This is a genomic window from Mangrovimonas xylaniphaga (assembly GCF_001280435.1).
In the GTDB taxonomy this organism is placed as follows: Bacteria; Bacteroidota; Bacteroidia; order Flavobacteriales; family Flavobacteriaceae; genus Mangrovimonas_A; species Mangrovimonas_A xylaniphaga.
This window is the reverse complement of sequence record NZ_LBIP01000018.1, coordinates 433,021-450,068: the sequence shown is the minus strand read 5'-3', so window position 1 is coordinate 450,068 and position 17,048 is coordinate 433,021. Positions and strand designations below refer to the sequence as shown.

General features: G+C 30.9%; 16 protein-coding genes. 1 reads left to right on the top strand and 15 read right to left on the bottom strand.

What is annotated here, in order from left to right; all coding sequences use genetic code 11:
* Positions 1-106: 106 nt before the first annotated feature.
* The 10 genes from ZA06_RS13020 to ZA06_RS12975 form a co-directional block, all read right to left on the bottom strand.
* Entirely contained in the window at positions 107-1,051 is a 945-nt protein-coding gene (locus ZA06_RS13020; protein ID WP_168155231.1) for a GNAT family N-acetyltransferase, read from the bottom strand.
* A gap of 98 nt (positions 1,052-1,149) precedes the next feature.
* The gene (locus ZA06_RS13015) at positions 1,150-1,479 is read right to left on the bottom strand and encodes an HAD family hydrolase (RefSeq protein ID WP_157503262.1); all 330 of its coding nucleotides are present in this window, start codon (positions 1,477-1,479) and stop codon (positions 1,150-1,152) included.
* Positions 1,480-1,519: 40 nt separating this feature from the next.
* Positions 1,520-1,849, bottom strand: coding sequence for an HAD hydrolase-like protein (locus ZA06_RS13010; RefSeq protein ID WP_053977903.1), 330 nt, complete (start codon positions 1,847-1,849; stop codon positions 1,520-1,522).
* Entirely contained in the window at positions 1,830-2,798 is a 969-nt protein-coding gene (locus ZA06_RS13005; protein WP_053977902.1) for an ATP-grasp domain-containing protein, read from the bottom strand. The genes ZA06_RS13010 and ZA06_RS13005 overlap by 20 nt, the downstream gene beginning before the upstream one ends.
* Before the next feature lie 56 nt (positions 2,799-2,854).
* Complete coding sequence (locus ZA06_RS13000) at positions 2,855-3,796, bottom strand: hypothetical protein (RefSeq protein WP_053977901.1); 942 nt, start codon at positions 3,794-3,796, stop codon at positions 2,855-2,857.
* The gene (locus ZA06_RS12995) at positions 3,793-4,530 is read right to left on the bottom strand and encodes a class I SAM-dependent methyltransferase (protein WP_053977900.1); all 738 of its coding nucleotides are present in this window, start codon (positions 4,528-4,530) and stop codon (positions 3,793-3,795) included. Before ZA06_RS12995 ends, ZA06_RS13000 begins: the two co-directional genes overlap by 4 nt.
* A gap of 6 nt (positions 4,531-4,536) precedes the next feature.
* Positions 4,537-6,234 (bottom strand): carbamoyltransferase family protein, encoded by a 1,698-nt coding sequence (locus ZA06_RS12990; RefSeq protein ID WP_053978089.1) that lies wholly within the window; start codon positions 6,232-6,234, stop codon positions 4,537-4,539.
* 13 nt (positions 6,235-6,247) lie between these two features.
* Positions 6,248-7,699 (bottom strand): MBOAT family O-acyltransferase, encoded by a 1,452-nt coding sequence (locus ZA06_RS12985; RefSeq protein WP_053977899.1) that lies wholly within the window; start codon positions 7,697-7,699, stop codon positions 6,248-6,250.
* Positions 7,700-7,918: 219 nt separating this feature from the next.
* Positions 7,919-8,533 carry a sugar transferase gene (locus tag ZA06_RS12980; RefSeq protein ID WP_053977898.1) on the bottom strand — a complete coding sequence of 205 codons (615 nt, stop codon included), beginning with the start codon at positions 8,531-8,533 and terminating at the stop codon, positions 7,919-7,921.
* Positions 8,534-8,556: 23 nt separating this feature from the next.
* Entirely contained in the window at positions 8,557-9,555 is a 999-nt protein-coding gene (locus tag ZA06_RS12975; RefSeq protein WP_168155230.1) for an endonuclease/exonuclease/phosphatase family protein, read from the bottom strand.
* 570 nt (positions 9,556-10,125) lie between these two features.
* Between ZA06_RS12975 and ZA06_RS12970 the strand changes: the two genes are divergently transcribed.
* Positions 10,126-11,061 carry a sulfotransferase family protein gene (locus ZA06_RS12970; RefSeq protein WP_053977896.1) on the top strand — a complete coding sequence of 312 codons (936 nt, stop codon included), beginning with the start codon at positions 10,126-10,128 and terminating at the stop codon, positions 11,059-11,061.
* Positions 11,062-11,211: 150 nt separating this feature from the next.
* Here the strand turns inward: ZA06_RS12970 and ZA06_RS12965 are convergent, their stop codons facing one another.
* The 5 genes from ZA06_RS12965 to ZA06_RS12945 form a co-directional block, all read right to left on the bottom strand.
* Positions 11,212-12,354, bottom strand: a complete 1,143-nt coding sequence (locus ZA06_RS12965) for a glycosyltransferase family 4 protein (protein WP_053977895.1) — start codon at positions 12,352-12,354, stop codon at positions 11,212-11,214.
* A 157-nt stretch (positions 12,355-12,511) separates the two neighbouring features.
* Complete coding sequence (locus ZA06_RS12960) at positions 12,512-13,660, bottom strand: glycosyltransferase (protein WP_053977894.1); 1,149 nt, start codon at positions 13,658-13,660, stop codon at positions 12,512-12,514.
* A 2-nt stretch (positions 13,661-13,662) separates the two neighbouring features.
* A complete protein-coding gene (locus ZA06_RS12955; RefSeq protein WP_076663777.1) occupies positions 13,663-14,745 on the bottom strand; it encodes a glycosyltransferase in 1,083 nt (360 codons plus the stop codon).
* A 321-nt stretch (positions 14,746-15,066) separates the two neighbouring features.
* Complete coding sequence (locus tag ZA06_RS12950) at positions 15,067-15,648, bottom strand: serine O-acetyltransferase (RefSeq protein ID WP_053977892.1); 582 nt, start codon at positions 15,646-15,648, stop codon at positions 15,067-15,069.
* 185 nt (positions 15,649-15,833) lie between these two features.
* Positions 15,834-17,048, bottom strand: a complete 1,215-nt coding sequence (locus tag ZA06_RS12945; RefSeq protein ID WP_123812103.1) for a hypothetical protein — start codon at positions 17,046-17,048, stop codon at positions 15,834-15,836.

The window sequence follows — 17,048 nt, the reverse complement described above, 5'->3', positions numbered from 1 at the left end:
TTACAAAGAAGTGTTAAAGTTTGTAAAAGAATGAGATGATTAAAAAAAATAATTTTTAATATCTATAATGGAATGGAGTCTAGAATACTGATTATGTTTTAGATTCTTATATTTTTCTATAACTAGGAAAGAAACTAGAGCAATTTTTTTTTGCGATAATTTCCGTATTTAAATTGGAGTTTAGCATATTATAGACTTCTTCGTTTATAATTTTTCTTCCAGTATAATAAATTACATCACTATCATTTGGGAAAAATGACTTTTTGTATTGATAAAGGCTATCGCTATCTGTTCTACCTCCGCCTAAAACATAGTGGCACAAGTTGTTCTTTCTAGCCCAATTTATAACTTCTATTTTTAAAAAATCATTAGGCCTATATTTGAAATAATCTGATAAAGTCCCTCCTAAGTATGAAAATAAACTTGTACCGGAAATCAATATCAATTCAGCCGATATCGCTATACCCTGAAAGTAAACAAAAGCGATTAAGGCCTTACCTTGGCTTAAATTGATAATGCTTTTAAAATATTCCAAAGAATGGAAATATTGTTTTTCAGCATTGATCCGGGTCATTGTTTTAGTATAAATACAATGGAATAATTCAATTTTCAAATCATCTATTTCTGGGGAGACGATCTCTATTTTTAAATTGTAGGAAATACTTCTTCTATAGTTGTTTCTTACTTTTTGTTTGAAATTTTTCCATTGATTTTCTTGGGTTGTAATAAAGCCTTTAACGTTTGTTAACGTAGGTGTAAGTGTGCCAGAATAAAACTGACAATTATTATTTAAACTGAAGCGTATAAATTCAGATACAACATTGTGGTTCCTGTACCATTCATCTACGAATTGCCAAAATAGCAGAAGGTATCCTCTCGGTAAATTACAGTCAAACAATGGCCCACTATAACCATAGGGAGATATAACATCATAATATTTCTCTGTTTTATAAACAATTTTTCTATATAGAAAAGGCATTAAAACCAAAACATGGTCGCCTTCATCCAATAAAACAAAATATCTTAATTTTTCTTCAATAAGTTCACTCAAGTTAGCTCCTATAATTTTGTAAAAAGGACTCTCATTATTGAATGAATTGATGATTTCCAAATAGGCATTGAAATCTTGTTCGTTCTGTATTTTTTTTACTAGTAGCTGCATGAAACTTTCATAATAAAGTCTATTATATTTGTTAATTCACTTAAGCTATTAATTAGATATTTAGGGGTTTGATTTTTTTCTAGGTTAAAAACCTGTTCATGAATATTTTTACCATTATTACGAAGGCAAATAGAATGCCAACCAAGCTTATTAGGAGCTATGGGGTCTTTTTTGACATTGTCTCCAACGTATACAAAAGCATCTCTGTCATACTTATCACTAAAGTACTCGAAATTTTTGACATTTGGCTTTTCTGAACCAAATTCTTCTGAAACAATAACGTCATCCAAACAGTTAGATAATTTTGGCGCATAAATTTTGTTGCGCTGCTAGCAACTTCTACAATCTGTTATTAGGTCAGTTGTTATTTTTTGTTTTCAGATAGTCAAGAAATTCTTTATCCTCCGGTTTTAAGCTTATATTAGGATAATGCTCTCTATAAATGTTATTTAAGTCTTTACTGTAAATATTTTTTAGTTTGAGTTTTTTTAGTAGTACATCAAATGTATTTTCCTTACTAAAGTAAAATTTTAACATCTCTTCGAAAATAGATTTTGATGATATCGAAGTTTTAAGGGAAATGAATTCTGCAATTTCGTGAAATGCTGATTTTAAATAGTCAATTTCATTGTACAGAGTATCATCTAAGTCAAAAACAATGATGGCATTATGCTTCTTTGTAGTCATGTACCAAAATTTCATTATCATATCTAAGCATAAGTAAATCTCCTTTCCAATCATTAAATTTGCTAATGTTTTGATTTAAAAGGTATTCTTGAATAATCCATCTGGGGTAATTTGCCCCTGCAAAGTAAGTCAAAGGGTAACCTCCTCCAAATCTTGCATTTATTTCAATACCGTATATTTGGTTTGTATTTTTATGTTTAAAAAATTGTGCGCATAAGCAACCGATGGCTCCCTCAATATAGTTTAGGTGATCAGTTATATATTCTACTAAATCGTTTTTTCGGGTTACTCCTTTGCTAACTTCTCCATCTCTAACTTCTATGCGTTTTCTAGGTACTACACATTTAAGGAAATGATTTCTATCGTAATAAAGATCACAAGTAAATTCATCATATTGATTATGATCCAAGTATTCCAAAAAAATTAAATTTTCATTTTCAAAATGACATGGTTTGAAATCATTTTGATGTTCAACAATATAATTTTTTGAACTTCTGCTACCACTTACAGGCTTTATGTATAGAGGAAGAGAATAATTGTTCTTAGAAAATTCTTTCGCAAAATCAATACCTTTGTCGTAAAAAAAATCATGTGTTTTTCTTTTATTTCCACATATATCAATCAATGTTTTGGAAGAGACTATGGGGATAATACCATTTTTTAAAAATACTTCTCGATTTTTTGATAATACATATAATTCAGGGTCAATAGTCGGGATTATCAGTTTAACTTGATTAACAATGCAAAGCTCTAAGAGCTTTTCTATGTACGAACTATCATCTAATAAAGGGAGCTCAAACGATTTCTCTGAAATTTGGCAAGCAGCGGATAATGATGTATTGAAATCTACAGCTATAATTTGTCCTTCAGGAAAAAAAAAATTCAATTCATTCTGAAAAGCCTTTACTAATGAAACCCGTCTGCCTGCAGATGTTATTAAAATGTTCATGGTTGTGATTTGTTTAATTAAATGTAAACAAAACTCATGTCTCCACAATGTTAAATTCACTTATTTTCAGTAATATAGAATGAAATCAATTTAGCTATTAATTCCCTTCCGTGGTCATTCCAATGCATATCATATAATAGAGTTGTGCTAGATTTTGAGTTATTTAGTATTTCTGAAAAATCTACATACTTAAATTCATTATTCTTTAAATATTTCAAAAAAGCTTCGGGAGTTATTTCTGCATCCAGGAGGAAAATATATCTAGTTTTATCAAAGCCATAAGTATTGACTAACTTTTTAAAATTTTCAAAATACTCAAGGTTGGAATGGGTTTCCTCCTCTGAGGGGTGGTCTATATTGATATTTTTGTCCTGAGAAAGCGCTTTTGAAAAGAGGGATTTCGGTGCGTCTAGGATTCCAATAGTCTGCATATACACCAATAGTTTGCATTGTCGTAAGGCTTTGTAAAGCGGCGATTCCAACTTCATTCTTTCTCCTAGGATAGTATAGTTGGGGCGAGTCAAATCTGTTTCGAATTCAAGGCTGATAAATACAAGATCGATAAGGTTAAAGGCATCTTGATATTGATGTATGAGATGTAATTCGTCCGCCAAATCATAACCAGCATAACCATACTCATAAACTTGGATGCCATTGAGTTTGTTTTCTATCTTTTTGCCTATGGAATTGTAATAATTTTGATGAAATCCTTCGATAAATGAATCGCCTACCAAAGCAATTTCAAAGGTTTCCTTTGAAGGAGTGTATTCTCTGTAGGAATTGAAACCCGAATTATTTATTCTGAATTCTGAAGCGTTTTGTCTCCTAATGCCCGTCACAGAAACACCATGTTGGTTAGGAAGCCATTTTTCAACCCCCATTTCGTCAACATATCGAATAGGGTAGTCTTTTGTTAAATTAAAAGTTCTGATAAGAATCTCTAATCCTAGTAAAACTAATGGTATATAAATAATAAGTTTGATAATTATCTTCTTCATTCCACATTATCTTTTGTGCAAACAAAGTAGAATGCGTATCCCTTTTTATTTGTTAAATCCTCTTCTGTATAAAAAGATTTAATCTTGAAACCACAATTATGTAATAGGTTAATTACTTCACTTTTCTTTGCCCACAATAGAGGGTGCTGTTCCTTGCTGTAAAATTTCCAATTTAATTTACCGTTAAAGTTCACTTCTGGTAAATACTTGTTTTGAAGCGGCTTTCCTTGAATAAAACGGGCAGCATTAGTGTTGAAATTTAAAATAGGATTGTACCATCTGGAATTCCAATCAAGAAAACTGGCAATTAAGGTACAATCCTTTTTGCCTACTCTATGGGCTTCTTGAAGAGCTGGTTTTAGTCGGTTTTTAGGAACCATACTAAGTATTTGTTGTGTATAACATAAGTATCCAAACTGATTGCTTTCTATCCCTTTTAGGTCTGAAGCATCGCTTATTAAAAAGTTTATATTGGATTGTTTTTGAACAGCCTTAGACTTTGCTATTTCAATCATTTGTGGAATGATATCGAAAGCCGTAATATTTTTAAATCCTCGTTCTTGTTCTAAATGAAAAGGAAGGATGCCCGCACCGGTGCCAGCATCGAGAACTGAGGCCTGATTGTCTTCAAAATATTTAGATAACAAATACCGCTCAACATTGTTGATTTTTGAACGTCCAGCCCAATTTTTCAGAGTATGAGCTTCGAAAGATTTGGAAAAGGGATAGCTCATAGTATTTTAATTTAATTTTTTAGAAATCAAAAAATCCCCAATTACCAAATAGTCAAGTCCTGTAGAGAAAAAACAGCGAATGGCGTCTTGGGGCGATTCAACAACCGGTTCACCTTGAATGTTGAAACTGGTGTTGAGTACCACAGGAACACCCGTGCGTTCACCTAATTTTTTAATCAATTCATAATAACGGGGATGCAACTCTTTATTAACTGTTTGAAGCCTTGCGCTACCATCAACGTGTGTTACTGCTGGGATTACCGATTGTTTATCCTTAAGTACATTGCAAATTTTTAACATAAAAGGCGCTTCAACTTCAAGGTCGAAAAAATCATTTTTAGCTTCTACAATTGCAGAAGGAGCAAAGGGCCTATAAGCTTCCCTGAATTTCACTTCTGAATTAATTTTATCCTTCATATCAGGATAGGCTGGGTTTGCCAATATACTTCGGCTTCCTAGTGCTCTAGGACCTATTTCCATAGCACCTTGAAACCAACCAATAATTTTTCCTTCTTCCAAAAGCTTGGCCGCTATATCACAGATATCTTCATGTGTTTCATAAGGTAATTTGGCCCCTTTTAAGACCTTTTCAATATCTGAATTGGTATAGCTGGTGCCAACATATGGATCGAGATGCACAAAGGTTCTGGGGTGTTTTAAAAGGCCGTTATACAAATAATAGGCAGCACCAATAGCGGTGCCGTTATCGCCGGCAGCGGGCATGACATAAATATCATCAAAAGGACTTTCCCTAACAATCCTTCCATTCATCACGCTATTTAACGATACGCCTCCTGAAATCACCAAATGTTTGGCTTTTGTTTTCTCATAAAGAATATCGCAGATTTCGAGGACTTTGTTTTCCAATACACGTTGAAACGCAGCAGCAACATCCATGTGATGCTTTTGGAAGGGTTGATCTTTTTGTCTAGGCTCTCCAAAGATTTTAAAAAACTTTTCTGAGCAGCGCTTCCAGCTCATGTTTTGATAGTTGAAATAACTTAAATCAAATTTGAGCTGTCCATCAGGATCCACACTTACAATTTTATTTACTTCTTCTAGAAACACTTCGGGATCTCCCATAGGGGCAAGGCCCATTGTTTTTCCTTCGTCATAACTGGTTCTGAATCCGCAAAATTGCGTTACCGCCTCATAGAAGGAACCCAGAGAGTGAGGGAAATAGCTCTGTCCCAAACAAGAAACCTCATTATCCTTTCCATATCCAAGCCATGTTGTGGCCCATTCGCCTGAACCATCAATGCCTAACAAAGCTGCTTCTTTATAGGGAGACACAAAAAAGCTGCCGGGAGCATGGCTAAAATGGTGTTGAATGAAATGCACTTGCGGCCCCGATTTTTTACTATCCCAATGGTAGCCAAACCAATTCCAGAAACTTTTCTGCTTATTATAGCCGTGAACCAATTCATGGTTTATAAACGGTTTTATGGTTTTTAAGTTAGTGAGGCTATGGGTTATTTTCTTTCCAAGGTTATGTGTTGGTTTTATAGATACCGCTATATGGTCGATATCACTGTAGTTGAGTTCCGCAATTTTCAAACATCTATCTATGGACAGCATGGGGAAATTTCTTGTGTGCTTATCTCTATTTAGACGTTCTTCTTCAATGGCCGCAACCAATTTTCCGTCCTTAACGATACATGCGGTAGAATCGTGAAAGTAATAGTTTAGTCCTAGTATAACCATATAATCGTGATTGCTAAAATTGGAAATAAATGAAAGATCTGTCGGTGTTATCATCGTAAAACAATAACATCATAAATATAAGAATTGTATAGGTGATAAATCGTACGTATTTGGATTTAAATGGGATAGGATTCCGTTCGTCTTTTCGAATCCTGAATTCATAAAGGATGAATACAATTATTAGGATGTAATAGTCAATCATTCTGTAGCCCTTTACATGGAAATAGGGCTCAAAATAAAACTGCTCAAAGATTCGGTTTATAAATTGAAATGAATCTCTTAATGAGTTAGATCTGAAAAAAATCCAGGAAAAGGACACGACAGAAAAGGTGACAAGAGCAGCTGTAATCTCTTTTAAAGTGGTAAAAAATGTATCGCCTCCAATAGTTGAATTTTTGTAGGCTCTATTTCGCTTGAGCAATAATACAGGAGTAAAGGCTGCAGCGTGAAGTCCTCCCCAAAAGATAAATGTCCAGTTAGCACCATGCCAAAAACCACTAACAATAAAAATGATAAAAACATTTCTTATCACTTTTGAAGTCGCAACTCGAGAACCGCCTAAAGGAATGTATAGGTAAGATTTAAACCAAGTGGATAACGATATGTGCCAACGCTGCCAAAACTCCCCAATATTCCTAGAGAAATAAGGGAATTTAAAATTGGACATTAATTCTATTCCAAAAAGTTTAGCGCTTCCAATGGCTATGTCGGAATACCCACTGAAATCACAATAAATTTGAAAACTGAACATTATAACTCCTAAAATAAGAGTAGAGGCGGGATAGGAGCTGTAATTGGCAAACACATCATCTACAATGGGGGCTACAGCATCCGCTAAAGCAACTTTTTTGAAAAGCCCCCATAAAATTAGTTTCAAACCTTCAACAATTTGGTTGTATTTAAAGTTTCGTTTTTTTGCTATTTGTGGTAATAAATTGGACGCTCTTTCAATTGGGCCAGCTACTAGCTGGGGAAAAAAACTTACATAAGTGGCAAATGCCAAAAAGTCTTTAGTAGGTTTTATTTTTCTGTAATAGACGTCAAAGGAATATGACATGGTTTGAAAGGTGTAAAATGATATCCCTACTGGTAAAATAACCTTAAGTGTCCATGTGCTTTTTAAATGATAGCCAAAAACAGACGTAAGGTCAATCCAAGAATCTACAAAAAAGTTGTAATATTTAAAAAATCCTAAAAGTCCAATGTTAAATGTAATACTTGCCCAAAGCCAAAGCTTTCTCGTTTTAAAGCCTTGTGAAGCGTAAATATTGAGGCCGGTAGTGTAATCAACTACAGTGCTTAATAATATTAGAGACAAGAAACGCCAGTCCCACATTCCGTAAAATATGTAGCTTGCCAATAAGATGAGTGCATTTTGTGCTTTTAAATGTTTTTTGAATACGGTCCAATAAAGAAAGAAAACTACGGGGAGAAAAATAAAATACTCTAAAGAATTAAATAGCATAAATTCTATTGGTATAAGATTGGAGTTCAGGAAAACTTGAGTTAAACTTCTGAAATTCTTTAGAACTTAAAAAAAATAATCTTTGAATTGCATCATTAAAACCTTAATCTGTTATTAAATGTTTTTTTTAATAATTATTGCAAACTAATAAGGATTAAGTGATAATGATTTTTTTTTGAACCAAAAAAGATGGTTAGTTTTTCTTTATGAGTTCAAGGATTACTCTGAGCCCATAAATTCTTCCATGAATAAAGTTTCTGAAGTATAAATTCCTTTCTTGGAGACTACTTTAGCGAATGTTAAAAAGAAAATTTTAATATCTAGAAGAAATGAAAAGTTGTTGACATACCAAACATCATAATTGAATTTTTCTTCCCAGCTCAAGGCATTCCTGCCATTAACTTGTGCCCACCCAGTAATTCCTGGCCTAATATCATGTCTATGTTTTTGAACATCGTTATATCGAGGCAGATAACTCACTAAAAGTGGACGAGGGCCTATGAGGCTCATGTCTCCTTTTATAATGTTCATCAGTTGGGGGATTTCATCTAATGAGTATTTTCTAATAAATTTTCCCAAGCCCGTTAGTCTTTCAGCCTCAGGAAGTAGTTTTCCTTTGGAATCCCTTTCATCTGTCATGGATTTAAATTTTATGATTTTAAAAATTTCAGCATTTTTCCCAGGTCTAGGTTGTAAAAAGAATGGTTTGCCTCGGTTAACCCAAAACAATAGGATAGTTAAAATTAGAAAAATAGGGAAGAGGCAAATAAATCCCATTAATGCTAAATTAAGGTCAAAAAAACGTTTGAAAAAAAACTTATATAAACTTCTCATTTAAAATCAGTTAGTTTTTTTTATTAAAGTTTAAAGGTAACCAATATAGGCTCATGATCGGATAAATTTAATTTAAAGTTTTTATGATTTAATATTTTAATTTTTTGATCCATAAAGAAATAGTCTAGTCTTAATGGGTAGCCCCTTAAGTTGTAAGTAGTACCTAATCCATTACCTTTTTCTATAAATGAGTCATTTAAATTTTGTTTTAAAATGTTATAAGGAAATGTGTTTGGAGGGGTGTTCAAATCCCCGGAAATAATTATTTTCATTGTGCAATTGGAGGCATTTTTACGTACAATTTTGGACTGCAATACTTGTTGGTTAAATGTATTGTCTATTTTTTTTAATAGATTTTTTCCAGTTCTTAATGAGTTTCCTGTTAGTTTATAGGATTGCAAGTGTAAATTGTAGATTCTTATAGTGTCATTTTGAATCAATATATCTGCATAAATCCCATTGTTTTTAGTGTGTGGAAAGTTTATGTATCCTTTATTAATTATCGGGTATTTAGAATTAATTGACAAAAGAGATTTATCTAGATTTTTTCTATAACCTAAAAATTCATAATCGTAACCTTTAATTTTTCTTGAGATTTTATAATCTGATTCTTGTAGTACTAAGATGTCCGGATATATTGAATCGATAAATTTTAATGTGTTTGAAGTTGTATCTTTATTCTTAATGAGGTTATTGGTGTTGAAACCTCTAACATTAAAAGTTAAAATGTTAATCGATTCATTTGGTTCATTTGTAGCTTCTGTAGAAATTCGGAAAAATGAATTAAGGTTAATGGATAAAATTAATACACCAAGTAGATATAAATATCTTTTGCTAATAAGGCCAAAAACTGACAATACTACATTTATTACAAATAGAATTGGCCAACTAATCCCTAACAATACCGAAATCCACCCCCAATTTACATTTGAACTAATTTCGCTAATTATCGAAAGTGAAACAGCAATCATTGCTATTAAATTTATTTTTCTTTTAGTTATTCTCAAACAAAAAATAGTCATAAGATTCATGTTTTGATTGAAAAATAATGACAAATAATAATATGGGATTCTATTGAAGAAACGATAAATCATATAAAAATAAATATTTTATAACACTAAAGGGAGCTTCTTTTAAAATATCAATTAAAAGAGAGGACTATTCAAAAGTCAGAAAATATCAAAATTTTAAACTTCACATATAGAGTTTTGATTCTTTTCTTTTCAAGGAAGGGCAATTCTGATAGAAACACATTTTGGGTTTCAATTACTCTACCGTTGATGATTTATTCAAATCTTTACTTACAGTAGAATGTTAATGATCTTTTAAAAGAAAAAACTTTTATAAAAACTAAAATGTTCTTGGTATTTTTCTTTTTAAATAATTATAATCATAGTAATATCAATTACTTAAATGTATTTTAAAAACAAGTCCATTTTTTAAGAGCCAATTTTTAATTAAAAATGGATATTATCTTTTTTAACAGCGATACATCGATTATATTCTTTTTAGATTTATGAATTTACTTCATTAGCTAAGAGTTACTTATGCTTTTGGTGGTGGGTTAATGCAAAAAAAAACAATAATTTGCTATGAAAAACTATGAGAATCAAGAAAAAATTAAAGTAATCTATTTCACAGGCTCAGGTCGTTCTGGATCGACAATTTTAAATATTATTCTAGATAATCACCCAGAGGTTTTTGGTGGAGGAGAGCTTCAAAGTATGGAATATGTTTATAATGAGCGTAAAATATGTTCGTGTGGGGAAGCTACTATCAATTGTAAATTTTGGTCATCTGTAATGGGAGATTGGCTGAGAAAGATATCTGATTCATCTATAAAAGAAGGTCTTTCAAAATGGAAAAAATTTGAAAGTTACAAATCAATGAAGGCCTGGTTAAGATTATGGTTTGGATTATCATTAAAATCTTCCAACGTACAAGACTATCTAAACAATACATATAACTTTTTTGACACCCTTCGTAGGCACAGTGGCAAACCAATTATATTAGATATTTCAAAAAATCCCCTGCGTGCTTGGGCTTTATTGAATCATCCAAAAATAGATTTACGGTTAGTGCATCTGGTCCGAGATGGGAGGGGAGTTGCATGGTCACTTGAAAAAAAGGCTAAAAAGGAAGGGGGGCAAAAGCCCATATGGAGAACAGCCTTGTTTTGGGTAATGGTTAATAGGCAATCTAATTTTGTGAGAAAAAAAGCTAACAATTCAGTATTGATTCGTTACGAAGATTTTGCCAAGAACCCACAAGAAACTCTTAGAAAAATTGGAGATGTTGCAGGGTTGGATGTTAAGCCAATTATAGATATGGTTAGTTCGAATAGCTCTTTTCATATTTCTCATGTTGTGGCAGGAAATGGTATTCGTAAAGCGGACTCTATTAAATTACGTTTCAATGATGACGAATGGTTTGAAAAGTTAAATATCGATTATCAAAAGAAGTTTTTTAATTTTTCACGGAGCACGATGGAATCATATGGTTACTCCCTAAATAATAAAATGACTTAACTTAACTTAACTTAACTTAACTTGAAATTTATTTATGACATAAGGAAAAGTTAAATATGTATGATTTGAAGTGAGTTAATTATTTACTCTTTTCAATATAAATTAAGTTCACAAATAGAATTTCTCAAATTCTTTGTTAAGGAATATCTCTTAGAGAAGTTGTAAATTAGAGTTTATAATATTCAATAAGTCTTCATTGATTATATTTACATCAAATCGTTCTTCGGCATATTTTCGGCTATTTATTCCCATTTCCTTGATTTTTTCTTTATGAATTATAAAAAACTCCATAGCGCATACTAATTGTTCTAAGTTTCTAGGAGGAATTAATATTCCATTTTTACCTTTTATAACAGTTTCTTTACAACCAGGTGATTCAGTTGTGATAATTGGGAGGCCTACAGAGAGAGCTTCAAGAATTGATCTAGGAATGCCTTCTCTGTAGTATGTAGGTAATACGAAAACATCTCTTTTGAAGAGATGTTCTGGAATATTAGCTTGTTTTCCGTGATATACAATAATATTTTTATTATTTAAATCATTGAGTTTTTCTAGTTTAATAGCAGAGGGCGATTGATCAGGTTCCCCAATAACATGAAATTCTACGTCTGGATATTTTTGCTTTAATAATTCTGCAGCTTCGATATACAATTGGATTCCCTTTTCTTCTATCAAACGCGCTACTAGAAGAAAACTAATGACATTTGATGTGTTATTGTTTATTCTTACTTTGTATTTGTTAAGATCCACACCAGAGCCACTTACAAAACATACTTTATTTTTTTTAGAAATAATTTTTCTATCCAAAAACAATGCGTAATCATCTTTATTCTGAAAGATAATAACTTTGTTTTTCCTTATTGATTGTTTATATAGAAACTCATTGAGGCGCTGTAATATTCTAGCTTTAAAGGTTATACCGGTAAAGGCAAACCCTAGGCCCGTAATTAGGGATATAACAGGAACTTTACATTGATTAGCTGCTAAAGAGCTAAATATTACAGGTTTCACAGTGTAAGGAAATACAAGATCTATTTTTGAAGTTTTTATTATATATCTTAATTCAGATATAGATTTAAGGTCATTTAAAGGATTTAAACCTGTTCGCTCTAATTTGAACTCTATTGGTTTCGCTCCTATATTAAGAAGTTGTTGTGTTATTTCAACGGAATAATTCGGAGCAGCGGTATACACCGCAAAATCATGATTAATGAGACTTTTTATAAAATCACCTCTGAAATGAATTAACGAACCTGAGTACGATGCAACTATTAAAATTCTCTTTTTTTTCATTTAAACATAGACTTGTTTTGAAAATTATAGGTGGTATGAGGAATTAATAAAAAAGGTAAAAGGCTACACTTTGTGTGTTCTAAATTATTTTTTTGGAGGATTAATATCCAGTTTTGTTTCAAGCCACCTATATTTAATATGTTTTTATTTAAAAATTTTAATTGTTTATAAATTGATAGAATTTAGAGTAAATATTTTTAAGTTGATATTCTTTAGATCTTTGTAAACTTAGCTCACTATAGTTTTTTCTTTCTGAAGGATTGCCTTTTAGAAATTCCAACGCTTTTTTCAATCCAATTTGATCATCATTATTTACAAGAAGGCCATATTTGCCTTTAAAATATGTTCCTTCCTCAATTTTAACTGCTTTATTTTCATTTAGCAACTCTAAAGGCCCAGATATACAATTTGTAGAAATGCAAGGAAGTCCAATGGCCATAGCTTCTAACAGTGCATTAGGGAAACCTTCCGCAAAAGACGACAAAACGAAGCAATGGTTGTCTAATAGATAATCATTTACATTTTTCACTTTTCCTTCAAGAACCACCTGCTTTTCTAATTGTAAACTATGTATTACGTGTGTTAAATATCCTTTTAAAGGTCCATCTCCCAAAATGGTAAGCCTATAGTTTTTTATATTTTCCCTTAATGCACGAATAATCATTATTTGGTTTTTACGTTTATTTAAAGTGCCAGTAGTTATAATTTTAAAGCAATCAATATCAGTAATAAGGTTATTCGGGTTTAAAGTATTGATAGGGGGGACAACGGGGTTATAAATAACTTCCATTGGGATATTAATTTTAAAATTCTCCTTTAAAGTTTGATTTATATAAACCGAATTGGAGAATAGTTTTGAACATTTATTATAAAAAATAGGATAGAATACTTTAGCAATTTTCAGAGATAAGTTACTTGTCGTATTACCTTCAGGTAAACCACGTTCACTAATTATGGTTTTAATATTTTTGTTTTTTGTAGCCATCATGCCATTGATTATGTTTGGAAAAGCCAAAAAAGACACAGAAATGTTTATGTTTTCCTCTTTAATGAAGGCATTATATTTTTTATTAAATATTATTAAATTCCTTAATTTAGAATAGTAACCTCTTTCAGTTGATGCCTTTGAAAGGTAGACCACATTTATATCATTAGGAACATTAAAGTGGATATGATTATAAAACAATACTAAACTGACGTTATAGTTGTTTTTAAGTTCTTGTAATAAAAGGCTGATAACCTTTTGAGCTCCTCCACTTCCTAGATTAACACTTAAAATACTAATATTTGGTTTGGTTTTATCCATAATTATAAATTTAACAAATCAGTAAATAAGTTTTCATATTCTTTAATAATATTAGTTTTACTATATTTTTTTTGAACAGATAGACTTACTTCTTCAGGAGAGAAAGGAAATCGACTGTTGATTTCTAATAAGTGGTTTATGTATTCCTGCTCTGAATTAACAATAAAACCATTTATAGGTTCCTTTATTATTTCATTAAGTCCTCCAGGGGCACTAAAAGCTAAGACAGGAGTGCCTACTGCGCAGCTTTCAATTACAGCATTGGGAAACCCTTCTATATAAGAGCCTTGTAAATAAAGGTCATTTTCGCGGAGATATTTAGGAACTTCATCAGTGTGTTTAACATGAGTGATTTGATTTGACAACTTTAGTTGATCTATTAGTTTGAAAATAATATCCATTTCAGGTCCATCCCCTATGATAGTGTAATGAAAAGGGAAATTGACTTTAGATAAGGCATTCAAGATGCGTAGATGCCCTTTTTGCTTTTTTAATCGAGCAACTGTCACTAGTCTTAATATCTTGCTTTCAGACTTCCTTCCTGAAAAGTAGAAATTGTCAGTAATAGGGTTATTTATAATTACTATTTTGTTTGAATTTAGATTGTAATTAGAAATTAGGTCTTCATACATGTCTCTTGATTGACAAATAATCGCATCGAAAAAATTGAATCTATACTTTCCTAAAAATTCTAGAAGAAAATTGTTTTTAGTTTGGAATGTTTTTAAAGCACTAAGTATATTTACCTCTCTGGCAATAAATTTTGTTTTAGGAGTTATTAAAGAAATATATGCCATTACAGTATTAAGATGTCCGATGGCGCTAATAATAATATCTTGCTTCTTAAAAAGGCTGTAATTAATTAAATAGGGGATTGCTTTTAAAACCCTTTTCTTATTTAAATAAATAGTGTTAATGTCATCAATTTTATAAACACTATCTTTCTGAAAACCTAGGACTAAAAGAGTAACATTAAATTTAGTTTTATCAATGTTTTGCGCAATAAATGAAATGACGCGTTCAGCTCCACCAGCAACCAATGAGGGTAATATAAAAGAAATATTAATTTTATTTGACTCCTTCATTATACTTGTTCTTCTTTGTTTGCGTGTTTTTTACTTTTCCAAAATCCTTTTGCATGAATGTTCTAGGCAATTTGACAACTTTTAATTATTCTGTTACTTTTAATGGTTTTGCTTGTTTAAGTGAAAATTCCCTATAAATGAAAGTTTTGCTTTAATTATTTTTGATTAGCATATTATGATATTTTAAATTGTAAAAATGTTTTAATAAAATATATTAATCAAAATTACTCTTTGAATGACTATTAATTCCTTCAATCGGTAAAATATTGAAAGTTAAAATATTGTGAAGTTTTATAAAGTTTATAAAAACAACAGATTAAATCAAATATGTTTAATAATTGATTTTATATTAATAGGTTTTATTGTTCTCGCAGGTATGCCTGCTACCATCATGTTCTCCTCGTAAACTGATTTGTTAACAACAGAATTAGCACTTATAGCTGTATTGTTGGCTATTGAGATATTACCAAAAATTTTTACACCTGGAGCAATATATACATTGTCACCAATTTTTGGAGCCAATTTAGATCCTCCAGAAGCCCCAATGTTAGTGCATGCATGAATCCTGCAATTAGCTCCAACTTTAGCCTTGCTATTGACAATAATTGTCCCGTAATGAACTATTGCTAGCCCTGGGCCAAATACATTTATTGGAATTGAAAAACCTAGTTTTATAGAAGCCTTTTTGTATTTATATCTTAGGAAAAGAATATATGGCTTGTAAATACCTTTATTTTTGCAATTGGTAAAGTATTCTAATTTGCGCATTTTTTTCTGAAATATCCATATAGGATTTGGAGATATGTAATTAATTAAAGCCGAAAAAAAATCGTTGTTTTTGATATTTAATGCGCGCTTGTCTGCCTTTAAATATTTTCTATATGAATTTTTGTTATTTATCATAATAAACCATTTTATCCATTTTACTATGTATACTGAAATTTTAAATTTAAGGCAAAAGGGATGATTTTAAATATGATTTTTTTTACTGATTGCAAAATGTTAGTTTAAATGGAGTTTTCTTAACATTTAACAGATCGTTATCCATTAATTTGAGCCGTTTAAAGCTTTTTTTATTTACATCGAACCTAAGAAGAGCTTAAGGCGTATCTGTTTTTATATTCATGTTGCTTGTTTTTGTCTAAAACGTACCCTACAAAAGCAAACACAACTATAATGTAACCTTGATTAATAACCGTTTGAAGGGTTAGCATAAAGATATACAAGGTTGCTAGTATTGAAAAGCAGAAGAATCTTAAATTAATTTCTAATTTGAATGATTTCAATAAATAGATAATTAACAAAAGGATGAAAAATAAAAATGTGAATAGACCTGCATCCCCCCATACCCCAATATATGTGTTATGACCACGAATAAACGTCGAAAAACCTATTCCATTTCCTAAAAACGGTTTTTGATAGACATAGTAAAGTAATTCTTCTACTAATTCACTTCTTCCCGAACTGTTTATTTTTTCTGTTTGAAATGTCAAAACGTTTTTAATATTATTAATTTTATTAATCTGTATTTCTGATAAATTGAAATAGCCATAAAATTGTTCTATTCTAAAAAGGAAGAAATAAAAGACGGTTAAAATTGCTCCAAAAAGTATTATTCTTAATCCCGAGAAAAACTTATGTTTTGTAAGAATGAAAACAATTACAAAAACAAATAAACCAGTAGTTGATAACGTAATTAAGATACTGTAAAAGATAATTAGAAGAATAATTGTTTTAAATATTTTTTTTGATGTAAAATATTTATCAAAAAAAATAAATGCTAAAATGCCGCTTAAAGAGGCATTGTTTGCGTCTGCATATACACCACCAGCTCTATCTAAGCTGTGGTTGTAAATTCCTCCATGGTCAAAATCAAAATTACTTTTGTAAAGTAATATGGTCAAAAAGGAAGAAACTACAAATGAAAAAGTTATTACTTTGGTAAAAATAATAAAGTATTCATCATTGCTGAGGAAAAAATAATATCCCGTAAAAAATATAACAGGTACCAAAGTTGCCATTAGCGAGTATTCAGAATTTTGAAAACCAGAAACTCCATTTGCCAATAAACCAAAAGTATAGTACAACGCATAAAACATAAACCATAATCTTGCTGTTATTGAAAAATCCCCCCCTTTGCTTTTAAGCATGATTAATATGCCACAAAAAATTAATAGGATATTAGAATAAGCAATTATTTGAGCTAAGGCTACAGATATAAATACCCCCGTGAAACGTTGGATATTTAAACAATTGGACATTAATGGCCATACAAAACAAATTATTATTGCTAGTTTTTTCAT